Origin of the sequence: Paenibacillus sp. FSL E2-0177 (genome assembly GCF_037992975.1) — a bacterium.
GTDB lineage: Bacteria > Bacillota > Bacilli > Paenibacillales > Paenibacillaceae > Paenibacillus_AQ > Paenibacillus_AQ odorifer.
On record NZ_CP150307.1, the window covers coordinates 4,297,120 to 4,310,412 of the forward strand.

At 43.8% G+C, this 13,293-nt stretch carries 13 protein-coding genes; all 13 read right to left on the bottom strand.

Going from position 1 to position 13,293, the window contains the following annotated elements; all coding sequences use genetic code 11:
- Window positions 1-3 precede the first annotated feature (3 nt).
- Window positions 4-921 (bottom strand): kinesin, encoded by a 918-nt coding sequence (locus tag MHI25_RS19140; RefSeq protein WP_076309800.1) that lies wholly within the window; start codon window positions 919-921, stop codon window positions 4-6.
- A 39-nt stretch (window positions 922-960) separates the two neighbouring features.
- Window positions 961-1,404 (bottom strand): flagellar export protein FliJ, encoded by a 444-nt coding sequence (gene fliJ, locus MHI25_RS19145; RefSeq protein WP_036688544.1) that lies wholly within the window; start codon window positions 1,402-1,404, stop codon window positions 961-963.
- A gap of 9 nt (window positions 1,405-1,413) precedes the next feature.
- The gene (fliI, locus tag MHI25_RS19150; protein ID WP_235219563.1) at window positions 1,414-2,739 is read right to left on the bottom strand and encodes a flagellar protein export ATPase FliI; all 1,326 of its coding nucleotides are present in this window, start codon (window positions 2,737-2,739) and stop codon (window positions 1,414-1,416) included.
- Window positions 2,720-3,568 carry a FliH/SctL family protein gene (locus MHI25_RS19155; RefSeq protein ID WP_036688548.1) on the bottom strand — a complete coding sequence of 283 codons (849 nt, stop codon included), beginning with the start codon at window positions 3,566-3,568 and terminating at the stop codon, window positions 2,720-2,722. The genes fliI and MHI25_RS19155 overlap by 20 nt, the downstream gene beginning before the upstream one ends.
- Complete coding sequence (fliG, locus tag MHI25_RS19160) at window positions 3,561-4,577, bottom strand: flagellar motor switch protein FliG (RefSeq protein WP_036688550.1); 1,017 nt, start codon at window positions 4,575-4,577, stop codon at window positions 3,561-3,563. Before fliG ends, MHI25_RS19155 begins: the two co-directional genes overlap by 8 nt.
- A 4-nt stretch (window positions 4,578-4,581) precedes the next feature.
- The gene (fliF, locus tag MHI25_RS19165; protein WP_076182681.1) at window positions 4,582-6,168 is read right to left on the bottom strand and encodes a flagellar basal-body MS-ring/collar protein FliF; all 1,587 of its coding nucleotides are present in this window, start codon (window positions 6,166-6,168) and stop codon (window positions 4,582-4,584) included.
- 34 nt (window positions 6,169-6,202) lie between these two features.
- Complete coding sequence (gene fliE, locus MHI25_RS19170) at window positions 6,203-6,514, bottom strand: flagellar hook-basal body complex protein FliE (RefSeq protein WP_036688553.1); 312 nt, start codon at window positions 6,512-6,514, stop codon at window positions 6,203-6,205.
- Window positions 6,515-6,547: 33 nt separating this feature from the next.
- Window positions 6,548-6,994 carry a flagellar basal body rod protein FlgC gene (gene flgC, locus MHI25_RS19175; protein WP_036688555.1) on the bottom strand — a complete coding sequence of 149 codons (447 nt, stop codon included), beginning with the start codon at window positions 6,992-6,994 and terminating at the stop codon, window positions 6,548-6,550.
- Between the two features lie 6 nt (window positions 6,995-7,000).
- On the bottom strand, window positions 7,001-7,408 hold the full coding sequence (flgB, locus tag MHI25_RS19180; RefSeq protein ID WP_036688558.1) for a flagellar basal body rod protein FlgB: 408 nt from the start codon (window positions 7,406-7,408) through the stop codon (window positions 7,001-7,003).
- A 388-nt stretch (window positions 7,409-7,796) separates the two neighbouring features.
- Window positions 7,797-9,197 (bottom strand): ATP-dependent protease ATPase subunit HslU, encoded by a 1,401-nt coding sequence (hslU, locus tag MHI25_RS19185; RefSeq protein WP_340393965.1) that lies wholly within the window; start codon window positions 9,195-9,197, stop codon window positions 7,797-7,799.
- A gap of 33 nt (window positions 9,198-9,230) precedes the next feature.
- The gene (gene hslV, locus MHI25_RS19190) at window positions 9,231-9,773 is read right to left on the bottom strand and encodes an ATP-dependent protease subunit HslV (protein ID WP_036688562.1); all 543 of its coding nucleotides are present in this window, start codon (window positions 9,771-9,773) and stop codon (window positions 9,231-9,233) included.
- 17 nt (window positions 9,774-9,790) lie between these two features.
- Window positions 9,791-11,173, bottom strand: a complete 1,383-nt coding sequence (gene trmFO / locus MHI25_RS19195; RefSeq protein ID WP_340393967.1) for an FADH(2)-oxidizing methylenetetrahydrofolate--tRNA-(uracil(54)-C(5))-methyltransferase TrmFO — start codon at window positions 11,171-11,173, stop codon at window positions 9,791-9,793.
- A gap of 8 nt (window positions 11,174-11,181) precedes the next feature.
- On the bottom strand, window positions 11,182-13,281 hold the full coding sequence (gene topA, locus MHI25_RS19200; protein ID WP_076301628.1) for a type I DNA topoisomerase: 2,100 nt from the start codon (window positions 13,279-13,281) through the stop codon (window positions 11,182-11,184).
- Between the last annotated feature and the right edge of the window lie 12 nt (window positions 13,282-13,293).

Here is a 13,293-nt window from a genome sequence, read left to right on the forward strand (position 1 = left end):
TATCTATTTAGCACCCATCAGACGATTAACAATTTTCGCAGTTTGCGCGCTATCATTTTTAGTCATTTCTCCCAAAATAGATGAACGAACACTATCACTTACGGTATTCATAATCGTCACGACCTTATCAGGGCTAATCTTGTACATTTCTCCTAGTAACGATGCCGCATTAGCAGGAGTCATTGAGCTGAAGGTCTGATTCAACTTTTCCTTATCCAAATTCTTACTGGTTGTTGTTGATGCTGTTGTGCCGGCATCTTTCTTCAATCTAGATTGAAGGGCTGCGATCGCCATGTCACTCGAAGATGTGGTTTCTTTTAACTTAATCGTTACATCTGCAGCCTTTTGCGGATCCATTTTTTCCAAAATCGCAGTTTTACTCGCTTTATTCATGACACTGAAGATCTGTACCATTTCTTCTGTAGTTAAATTCTCCATGATCGGTGCAGCCTTCGAAGCTTTCATGCCCGCATACAGCTTAGCCAAATCAGAAACCTGTTTCTGATAAGGATCTTCAGTTTCTTCTGTGCTTGCCTCTGCGGTTTCAGCTTCCTTCTTCATACCCTCAATCTGTGACTCTAGCGCCTGAACCTTGGTATCCTGGGCTGTTTTTTCATCTGTAACCTTCTTCAGGTTTTCTTCCTGCTGGGCGAGCTGAGCTTTAAGCTCCTTTATCGTTGTCGCTGAGCTCACTTCCTGCTTTTTGCTTTCTTCCTTCGGTTTAGAAGGATCTGCAGGCGGATCAGGAACCCATTTTTCCAGGATAGGAATTTTATTCGCAACTTCAAGCACATTATTACGAATGTCCATATTAAAAAGCGTCAACAGTACTCCAAGCAGTACTAGCGTGAAGATAATCGGTATCATTAAGAATAAGAACCGCTCAAATTTCCCCGCTGACCCTTCGTTTTCAAGTTCCATATCATTATCAATATTAGCCACTAGCGGAAACCTCCCGGGTTAGAGGGATTTCATCGCGAAGCGGACGGTTGCCATCTCATCCAGTTCGTTTTGTTCCCGTAAAATCATACTTTGCTGAAACAGTGTCTCAGCCTTGTCTTTTGCCTTCAACCATACTTTTTCATCTAAAACCTTAGTGCTTAACTGATCTTGTTTCTTCTGGACTTCTTGATGTGCACGGCTAATGTCCGTATGCTTACGGGCAATGCATTTATCCAGATATTCCACATACTCCTGCATTTCACGAATCTTAATCATAGGTGTCTTTTGCTCTGCGGCATTTTGTAAGGATAGCATGATAGCACTCCGCTGAAAGATGAGTTCATCCAGGCTTCTTTCCTGTGCCTGCAATTCTCCAAGCGCGCTTGAGAGCATCCATTCTGCCTGTGTCTTCTCATTGCCCTTCAAGTCAACGACTTTTTGAAAAGTATAATGAAACCTCATAATACCGAATCAACTCCTTGAGAACTGTGAAATTAAAGACTGTTGAACTTCAGCCAGCGTAACTTTTTCATTCACCTTTTGTTTGGTGAAATCCCATATACTGTCGATAAATTCCATCGACTCGTCAATTTGAGCATTAGAGCCTCTTTGATAAGCTCCAATATTAATCAAATCCTCTGAATCCTTATAAACGGCCATAAGGCGTTTCACATTCTCCGCTGCTGCAATCTGTTCTTCTGGAGCAATATCCTTCATTACTCGACTTATGCTGGAAAGAACATCTATTGCTGGAAAGTGTCCTTTGTTAGCAATATTTCGATTGAGTACAATATGTCCGTCAAGTATCCCTCGGACTGCATCTGCGATTGGCTCGTTCATGTCATCACCATCAACCAGTACCGTATAGAAGGCTGTTATAGAGCCTGTAGGACCTGTACCGGCGCGTTCCAGCAGTTTGGGTAAGCTGGCAAACACCGAAGGTGTATATCCCCGCATGGCTGGCGGTTCTCCAACTGCAAGTCCAACTTCACGTTGGGCCATGGCATAACGGGTGACCGAATCCATCATCAGCATTACATTAAGGCCACGATCGCGGAAATACTCGGCAATCGTTGTAGCGATAAGCGCACCTTTTATGCGAATCAATGCAGGTTGGTCAGAGGTAGCAACAATTACTACGGATCGCTGCAAGCCCTCTGGTCCCAAATCACGTTCGATGAAATCCAATACTTCTCTGCCACGCTCACCAATCAGAGCAATAACATTTACGTCGGCCGATGTATTCCGGGCAATCATCCCCATCAAAGTACTCTTGCCGACCCCCGAGCCAGCAAAAATACCGACCCGTTGTCCCTTGCCAATCGTTAGCAAACCGTCAATCGCTCTCACACCAATACTGATGGGTTCCTGCACCCGCGGTCTATTAAGTGGATTGGAAGGAATATTAAAGGTAGAGCTATGTGGCATTCGTGCTGGAATGAGAGAGCCATCAAGCGGCTGCCCCAGACCATCCAGTACTTTTCCTAACAATTCAGAACCTACTTGCACGCTAAGCGGCTTACCAGTGCCCACTACATCACAACCAGGTCCAATCGCCTGCAGTTCACCAAGTGGCATCAATAGTACCTTGTTATCACGGAAACCAACGACCTCAGCTTGCAGCGGTTTGTTTCCTTTAGAAGGGTAGATGTAGCATACATCACCTATACTTGCGTCAGGACCTTCCGATTCAACCATTAGACCGATTACCTGCGTCACTTTCCCATTGATCCTCACCGGATCGAGATTACGAAGTTGCTCCTTATAACGGTTGCTATTAAGCATCGTCTTCCCCATTTCTCTGCTCATCGGTGTCCAGCGCAATTCTTACCAGCTCTTTCTTGATCTCTGCGAGCTGAGTGTCGATTCGAGCATCAATGCTGCCAAAGGAAGAGCGGATAACACATCCTTGGTCTTTTACCGTTGAGTCGGGCAAGATTTGCAGTTCAGCCTGTGAATCAACAGCTAGTGATAATTCTTCCCGAGCAGCATTCACAAAAGCGAACTGCGCTGGGGATACACAAAGTGAGATCAAACCCTGTTCTCGCTTACGAGCCAGATTTTTGCGAATTAAGTCCATTGCGAATTGTGGTTCTACCGTTAACTGCTTGTCCACAATTTTCTCTGCAATATCACAGCTTAACTCTACTAAAAAAGGCTCTGCTTCCTGAATAATCACTTCTCTTGCTTTATACGCCTCAGTCAAAACAGCACGCGCTTCTTCCATCATCTCTGCGATCTTATGCTTCATCTCTTCCTCAGCCTGAGAAACACCTTCCTCATAACCTTGCTGATGAGCTTCAGCTTTGATAGCTTCGATCAGATGTTCATCCTGCTCACGCCGTTGTTTCCACCACTCTTCAGCCTCCGCTTTCGAGGACTCTACAATCTGTTCCGCTTCAAGAGATGCATTCCGAACCTGCTCTTCAGCAAAATCCTGAGCGTCCTTAAGCATTTGCTTACGCGTCTCTTCTGCCTCTTCACGTGCGGGATCATGATAGTCAGTCTCGCTTAAAGTCTCCTCGGGAACGGGCTCCTCAGTTAGGCCCGCATATTGCCGGGCCTGTTCCAGTCTCTTAAAGACATCAACCGGAACATACTGGGAGTGTTTGATCAGCTTAGACAATGATGTCATCTCCTCCGCCACGAGCGATGATAATTTCACCAGACTCTTCGAGTCTGCGGATCGTGCCTACAATACGAGTCTGTGCTTCTTCAACATCACGCAGCCGCACAGGACCCATGTATTCCATTTCTTCTCGGAACGTTTCTGCCATACGCTTGGACATATTTCTGAAAATAACATCCCGTACTTCTTCGCTGGCAACCTTGAGTGCAAGCTGTAAATCCGCATTATCGATATCACGAACAATGCGCTGTATTGAACGATTGTCCACATTAACAATATCTTCGAATACGAACATCCGTTTTTTGATCTCTTCGGCAAGCTCTGGATCTTGAATTTCGAGAGAATCCAGAATCGTACGTTCTGTCCCCCGGTCAACCCCATTCAAGATTTGTACAATTGATTCGATACCACCAGCATTTGTATAATCCTGGGTTACTGTAGCGGAAAGCTTCTGCTCCAGCACACGTTCAATTTGCGTAATTACCTCTGGAGAGGTACTGTCCATCACAGCAATTCTTCTAGCCACCTCTGCCTGCTTCTCTTGAGGAAGCGAGGAAAGGATTGCAGCAGCTTGTTCAAATTGCAGATAAGACAATACAAGTGCAATAGTCTGTACATTTTCATTCTGGATAAAGTTGAGAATCTGATTAGGATCCGCTTTTCGTGCAAAATCGAAAGGTCTTACTTGCAATGTTGCAGTCAGACGATTAATGACCTCCATTGCTTTTGTTGACCCAAGCGCTTTCTCCAGAATTTCTTTAGCGTAGTTAATACCGCCTTGTGATATATATTCCTGGGCGAGGCATATCTGATGGAATTCAGACATGATCGACTCTTTTTCACCGCTGTCCACTTTGCGAACATTAGCAATTTCAAGAGTCAGCTGTTCAATCTCCTCGTCTCTTAAATGTTTGAAAATTTGCGCCGATACCTCGGGCCCTAGTGTGATAAGCAGGATCGCAGCTTTTTGACGGCCACTAAGTCCCTGCTGGCTAGCCTTTGCCATTAGTTCACCTCTGTTCGTCTGCAAGCCATGTACGCAGCAGATTTACGAATTCGTCTGGCTTCTTCTTGGCCAAACTTTCCAATTGCTTACGAACTTGACTTTCATTCGTCACGCTCTCCAAGTTAATAGAAGGAAATTCAGTAGGAACCTGCAATGGAATGTCTTCATCTTCCTCTTCCACAGTCTGTTTACGACTCCGGTAGATTAGATATCCTCCACCTGCTCCAACCAGCAATGCTGCTGCTCCGATAGCCCATATCATCCAAGAAGCGAGACCACCTTTAACGGTGTTGGCATCGGTGCCACCAAATTGTTGCGAGTAGACCGAAACCTTTTTGGTCAAATCAGCGTCTGTATATGTAGTACCTGAATCTGCAAGAGAAGCGCGAACAATATTCACCAAAATATTTTGAATTGCAGCTGATGTTGCATCATCTAAACTTTTTTCTCCTGAAGGTGGTTCAACTGCAACATTTATGGTTAAGTCTTTAACAGTATACGGACTAGCAATAACATCTTTAGTAATTCGGTTAACTTCGAAGTTCCTCGTTTCCGAAGATTCCTCCGAGGTAGAAGTATCCGCACCCGCATTAGAAGGATAGCCCGTAACATCTTGAGAACCAGTGCCAGCCACTCCGCCAGTCGTGTTACCTTGACCCGAATACGAATTACTAATTATTTGTGAACTGATCTCAATCCCCCTCATGTTCTCTGTATCCACAGGGGTAACAAGATCTTCCTTCCGGTTTTCCTTGTCAAAGTTCAACTTTGAGAACACAAGAACATCCACTTTATCAGGACCGGTAAGAGTGCTAAGGAATTGTTTCACATTTTTCTTTACTTCTTCTTCGAATTTCTTCTGAAGAGCGAAGTTTTCTTCAACTTGGTTTGTGACACCAGCCTGTCCACCTTTAGCTGTTGGCATTAATTCAATTTCATTATTTGCAATGGTAATGTTGTCAATTGGTAAATTAGGCACAGCAGTTTTCACAAGATTGAAATACCCGTCAATATTGTCTTGGGTAGGTCTAAATCCTGGATCAAATGAAAGCACAACGGATGCAGACGCCTGCTCCTGATCAGCCTGTGAGGCAAAAACTGTCTCTTTAGGCAAATTAATCAGCACTTTTGCATCTTTAATCCCTTGCATACGTCTCATTAACTGTTCAACTTCACCGTTTAATGCATTATTGTACTTCACGTTAAACTCGCTATCTGTTGTACCTATCATTGACGAATTTTCGTCAAAGACTTTATATCCGATAGAGCCACCTTGAACAATCCCCTGAGAACCGATATCCACCTTGACCCGAGCTGCTTCTGTACTTGGTACAGAAATACTCTTTCCATCTTGACTTAATCGGTATGAAACACCTGCTGAATCTAAGGCTTTCATTACTCCAGCCGAATCCGTACTGTCCAAATCTTGAAATGCTACTTCATATTCTGTTTTTGAAAGCTGCATGGTCATAACTACGATTATTATTAGAATGATAAACAATGTTGAAAAGAATAAAATCTTCTGTTTACCACTAAATCTGTTCCAATACAAGAGAACCTTCTCCCGATATTGGGCAAATCTTTCATTCACAGTGTCACCCCATCCGAAACTAAGCTAGGATTTATTATATTTGAGTTCTCATAATTTCTTGATAGGCTTCAATCACTTTGTTCCGGACTTGTGTAGTCAACTGTAAACTCAGTAGAGCCTGTTGGGAAGAAATCATCACTTCGTCAATGTTCACTTCTCCCAATACAAATTTATTACTCATATCCTTAGCTTGTTGTTCCTGATCAGCCACTTTATTGAGCGCATCCTCAAGATAAGAGCCAAAGCTCTCCATCGAATTAGCAGGAGTGGATGAAACTTCGGAAGATGTCGGTTTCATTGCAAGCTGCTGTACAGCCTGAACCCCATTAGATATATTCTGTATCAACTGTTTCCCCCCCTTAAGTTAATTAACATTCATTTATCTACCAATTTCGAGTGCCTTGCTTACCATAGCTTTGGATGCATTAAGCATCGTAACATTGGCATCATAAGAGCGAGATGCAGATAACATATCAACCATTTCTTTGGTAATGTCTACGTTTGGCATATAGACATATCCTTCAGCATCCGCATCGGGATGGCTCGGATTGTATACCGGCTTCAATGGTGAAGTGTCTTCTATGATCGACTGCACCTTAACCCCTTCATTGCTATTATTCATTTTCGAATTTAGTATATTCGAGAATTTATTACTTTCGTTCGTTTCCAAAACAACCAACTTACGTCGGTAAGGAACAGCCTTGCCATCCACCACGGATGCTCTTGTAGTTTCAGCATTGGCTACGTTGGAAGAAATTACATCCATCCGCAACCGTTGAGCCGTTAATGCAGATGCGCTGATCCCAAAACTACTTCCAAAGTTCATACTCTCTTATCCTCCTTGAATTACGGCTCGCATCATCGAAATCTGACTGTTAATCTGTTCAACATAAGAACTATACCTAAGCTGATTCTCTGCGCTTAACGCCATTTCGCGATCTACATCCACATTGTTGTCGTTATTGTTCATAGAGGTAGTTTCATCAGTATTTTCAACAGCAGCGGGAACAATTGTGTTGCTGCCAAATTGATAATGCCGGGTATCCGAAACTTTCGCTCTAAGTGTAGATTGGATTCCACTTTCCTGTTGTTGCAGGATACTTTCGAATGAAACATCAGAACGTTTGAAATTGGGCGTATCTTGATTAGCCACATTATTTGCTAGAGCATTTTGTCGTTTATAGGCAGCATCAATGCCTCCCTGCAATCGTTGAAAACTGACACTATTCAGCAATCCCAAGACAATTCCTCCTTTCAAAGCTATCATAATGAAAAGAATTCCACAACTTCCATCAAAAAACCTGCTTGCTTTCGACAAATAAAGAAAAAAATACTCTAAATTTACGGTATTCCGTCGAACGCTGTCGCAATGAATAACACTTAGCATTTTCACATACATTGATTTTCATTTAATTTGTATATTATTACAATAAGAAATAAGCCCTATCTTTTTAGAAAAGACAGGGCTTTTAGCACTTTATTACTATTTATTTACATTTTCAACTCATTTTTTTCTTTTTAATTGCATGTTTTGACATAATTTTACGTTTTCACGACACCAATTTGTAATTTATCTAATCCGTTATGCCCAAATTCAAAATACATAGATTTTTTGTTTTTTTGTCGCTTTAAAGAATATACTGACTTAAATCACGATCCTGAGCTATACTTGCCAATTTCTCGCGCACATACTCCGGGGTAATAACCATTTTTTCTAAAGTCAGCTCAGGTGCTTCAAAAGAAAGATCCTCTAACAGCTTCTCCAAAATAGTATGAAGACGCCGGGCACCTATATTCTCCATATTTTGATTCACTGAAGCCGCTATTTTGGCGATCTCATGTATAGCATCCTTCTGGAATTCCACTTCTAAATTTTCTGTTTTAAGCAGATTCACATATTGTTTAGTTAAAGCATTCTCTGGTTCCGTCAAAATAGAAACGAAATCCTCTAACGTTAGACTACTCAGCTCTACGCGAATCGGAAAACGACCTTGAAGTTCTGGAATCAAATCTGAAGGCTTAGCAATATGGAAAGCTCCGGCAGCCATAAAGAGTACATAGTCTGTCTTCACAGGACCGTATTTCGTCATAATGGTCGAGCCCTCTACAATCGGCAAAATATCCCGTTGCACGCCTTCACGCGACACATCCGGTCCAGACCCTTTTCCCTGACTCGCTACTTTATCGATTTCATCAATAAAAATAATACCTGATTGTTCAGCCCGAGTCACGGATTCCTGGATCACATCATCCATATCTATCAGCTTGGCCGCCTCATCCTGAATGAGTACCTTGCGCGCTTCCCGAATAGGAAGCTTACGTTTCTTCGTCCGCTTAGGCAGCAAACTGCCGAACATCTCTTGCATATTCATACCCATCTGGTCATTTCCTTGACCTGCAAACATATCCAGCATAGTTGGCGCTGTATCCTCAACATCAATTTCAATGATGTCATCTTCCAGCTGACCAGCTAACAGCTTAAATCTAACCCCACGGCGGCGTTCACTTAGGCTTCCATCCTGCTCAGCGTCTTCTTTAGAGTCCTCTTGGGCAGAATTCCCTCCAAAAATCATCTCGAAAGGATTCTTTTGTGATTTATTTTTGGAAGAGGAAGGGACTAATATAGAAACAATCCGCTCATTAGCCAGTTCTTCCGCACGATCCTTAACCTTCTCCGTACGCTCAAGCTTCACCATACGAATAGAAGTCTCTACCAGATCACGAACCATAGATTCCACATCTCGACCTACATAACCGACTTCAGTAAATTTAGTGGCCTCCACTTTGATGAACGGTGCATTAACAAGCTTTGCTAGACGCCGGGCGATTTCTGTCTTTCCCACACCTGTAGGTCCGATCATCAAGATGTTCTTAGGAACGACTTCATCACGCAGTTCCTCTGCTAGCAGACTGCGCCGATACCGATTACGAAGCGCAACGGCTACCGATTTCTTGGCTTGCTTCTGACCTACGATATATTTATCCAATTCGGCTACAATTTGACGGGGTGTAAGCGATTGATTCACCATCGTGAATTCCTCCTTGTCTCTATGGCACTGAGTCTATAATTGTTCAACAATAATGTTGGAATTAGTGTACACACAAATTTCAGAAGCTACCTGAAGCGATTCTCTAGCAATATCCGCAGCGGAAAGATTGGGTGCATGACGTTTGAGTGCTCGACCTGAAGCCAGCGCAAAATTACCACCGGAACCAATCGCAAGAACGTCATCATCCGGTTCGATAATTTCACCATTTCCGGAGATCAGGAGCATTCCTTCCTTATCCATAACAATCATCAAAGCTTCAAGCTTCCGAAGAATACGATCTTGACGCCAGTCCTTCGCTAATTCAACTGCAGCCCGCTGCAGGTTCCCATGATGCTCCTCCAGCTTGCCCTCGAATTTTTCGAATAGGGTAATAGCATCTGCAACGGATCCCGCAAAGCCTGCTATTACTTGTCCTCTGTACAGGCGACGGACTTTTCTGGCCGTCGTCTTCATAATAACACTCTCTCCGAATGTAACCTGTCCATCACCTGCTATAGCTGCCTGTCCGTTATGTCTTACAGCACAAATTGTAGTCGCATGAAAGCTGGGTACCATGATTGTAAGTTACCTCCTTAAGATGGGCTTTGTTCGCTATCGACAACCTCCGGCTCCGAATAAGCGAGTCCTGTAAGGTTGGCATACTCGGCAAGACTGTCCAGAGCGCGATGAGCTAACATTTCATTCTTTTCCTTCTTATTGCGGATCTTCTTCTCTACCTTCGGCAACAGACCGAAATTGGCATTCATAGGCTGAAAATGCTCTGGATCGGCAGAAGTAATATAAGCTGGCATGCTGCCTAGAACAGTATCCTGCGGGAAGATCAGTCCTTCCTGACCGAGTGCTGCCCGTGCAGCATTAATACCAGCTATGAGCCCGGAAGCAGCTGATTCCACATAACCTTCTACACCTGTCATCTGTCCAGCAAAAAAGAGTCTTTCCTTGCCTTTCATCTGATAGGTAGGGTGCAAAAGCTTAGGAGAATTAATAAATGTATTTCTGTGCATCACACCATAACGAACATATTCAGCATTCTCAAGACCTGGGATCAGCGAGAATACACGCTTTTGCTCGCCCCATTTCAAATGGGTCTGAAAACCAACAAGATTGTAAAGTGTGCCGGCAGCGTTATCCTGACGGAGTTGCACAACCGCGTAAGGAAGTTTACCTGTATGCGGATTGATAAGTCCTACTGGCTTCATTGGGCCAAATAACGCTGTTTGCTTGCCGCGTTTCATCATGATTTCGATAGGCATACAGCCCTCAAAGTATATTTCTTTCTCAAAATCTTTGAGTGCTGCTGTCTCAGCAGAAATCAACGCATCATAAAACACGTCGAACTCCTCTTCTGTCATCGGACAGTTCAGATAAGCCGCTTCACCTTTATCATAACGGGAAGCCAAATACACCTTGTTCATATCAATGGTGTCTTTCTCAACAATCGGTGCTGCTGCATCATAGAAGTAGAAATACTCTTCACCCAGCAGCCCTTTTATTTCAGCAGATAATGCCGGTGAAGTTAGTGGGCCCGTTGCAATAACAACAATCCCTTCCTCCGGTATATGCGTAAGTTCTTCATTTATGACTTCCACGAGCGGATGATTATGCAAAGTATGGGTGATCTCACCTGAGAATCCGTCCCGATCTACGGCAAGTGCTCCTCCTGCGGGTACCGCGTGTCGGTCAGCAGCACCTAATACAAGAGAGTTCAAACGTCGCATTTCTTCCTTCAATACACCTACAGCATTTCCTAATCCATTCGCACGCAAGGAGTTGCTGCATACCAGTTCAGCAAATTGATTCGTGTGATGGGCTGGCGTCTTTACTACAGGTCTCATCTCATATAATCTTACCGGAACTCCTAGTGATGCTATTTGCCAAGCGGCTTCGCTTCCTGCGAGACCCGCTCCAATTACTGTTACTTTTGCTGTATCTGACACTGTCTTTTTTCCTCCCATAGAGACTATTAATCTGCTAATTCTTCTTCGTTGTCTAGAACCGCCTCTGTATGATCACAAGACGTACATTGTAGCTTGGTTCCTTGCTTATTACGTTTCTCAATCATCCAAGATCCACATGATGGACATGGTTTTATAGAAGGTCTATCCCATGAAACGAAATCACAACCAGGGTACTGGTCGCAGCCATAGAAAACACGCCCTTTTTTACTGCGTCGCTCCACAACCTTACCTTCATGACATTTAGGGCAAGTTACGCCAATATCCTTGATAATCGGTTTCGTGTTTCGGCAATCCGGAAAGCCAGAGCATGCTAGGAATTTCCCAAAGCGACCCAGCTTATACACGAGAGGTTTGCCGCATTTCTCACAGATCTCATCAGAGACTTCATCTTCAATCTCAATTTCTTTCATCTCTTCTTCCGCAAACACCAAACGCTTCTCAAACGATTCGTAAAACTCTGCAAGAACCTTTACCCAGTCTTCTGAGCCCTCTTCCACATGGTCAAGATCCCCTTCCATGTTCGCGGTGAATTCAACGTTTAGGATTTCGGGGAAAAATTGCTCCATCTGCTCTATTACAAGCTCGCCAAGTTCGGTTGGCATGAATTTTTTCTCTTCAATAGCCACATAACCACGCTTCTGGATGGTTTCCAGCGTTGGGGCATATGTACTTGGACGGCCTATACCCAGCTCCTCAAGCGTCTTTACAAGTCTTGCTTCCGTATATCGTGGAGGCGGTTGTGTAAAGTGCTGCTTAGGCTCGATCTCCTGCTTATTTAAAGCATCTCCCGCTTGAAGCGGCGGCAAATACTTGTCTTCATCTGTAGTTCCGTCATCGTTGCCTTCTACGTAAACCTTCATGAACCCGGGGAATGAAACCTTCGAACCAACAGCTCTGAATGTAGCAGTACCTGCAGCAATATCGACCGAAAGCGTATCCAGCAGGGCAGAAGACATCTGACTTGATACGAACCGCTCCCACACTAGCTTGTAGAGACGGAATTGATCACGGCTCAAGAACTCTTTGACCATTTCAGGTTCGCGTAATGCCGAGGTAGGACGAATCGCTTCATGCGCTTCCTGTGCTCCAGCTGCCTTTTTAGAATACTGCCGTGGGGATTCGGGCAAGAACTTCTCACCATACTTAGCTGTTATAAGCTCTTTAGCTTCATCCTGAGCGGTGACAGAGAGACGCGTGGAGTCAGTACGCATATAAGTGATCAAACCTACGGTACCTTCTTTACCGAGTTCCACACCTTCGTATAGCTGCTGTGCAACAGACATTGTCTTAGCGGCACGGAATCCAAGCTTACGAGCTGCTTCCTGTTGTAGGGAGCTGGTGGTAAAAGGAGCTGAAGGATGACGTTGTCTTTCCTTCTCCTTCACATCACTCACCTTAAAAGATGCGTTGTTAATGGCTTCAAGAACCTCCTGAACATCACTTTCCTGGTTCAGTTCTTTTTTCACACCATTCAGCTTATGAAACTTAGCTTCAAAGACGGAATCCCGGATTCCAAGCTTCGCCGTTATGCTCCAATATTCGGTGGGTACAAAAGCGGAGATTTCATTCTCACGATCCATAATGATCTTCACGGCAACGGATTGTACACGTCCAGCAGATAAACCTTTTTTGACTTTCTTCCATAATAGAGGGCTAATCTTGTACCCTACCAGTCGATCCAAAATACGTCTAGCCTGCTGTGCATTCACGAGATCCATATTAATCTTACGCGGTGTCTTAAAAGCATCTTTTACCGCTTGTTTGGTGATCTCATTAAAAACAACTCTGCATTCTTGTGTATTATCTAAATCCAGCGCATGCGCCAAATGCCAAGCAATTGCTTCCCCTTCGCGGTCGGGGTCAGCTGCGAGATAAACTTTTTTAACTTTTTTACTAGCGTCTTTCAATTCCTTCAATATAGATCCCTTACCGCGGATAGTAATATATTTGGGACTGAAATCATTCTCCACCTCAACACCAATTTGACTCTTCGGTAGATCTCTAATATGTCCCATTGATGCCTTTACAATATATTTACTACCTAGATATTTGCCAATTGTCTTCGCTTTTGCAGGCGACTCGACAATAACTAATGCATCTGCCATAGACTCTTCCTC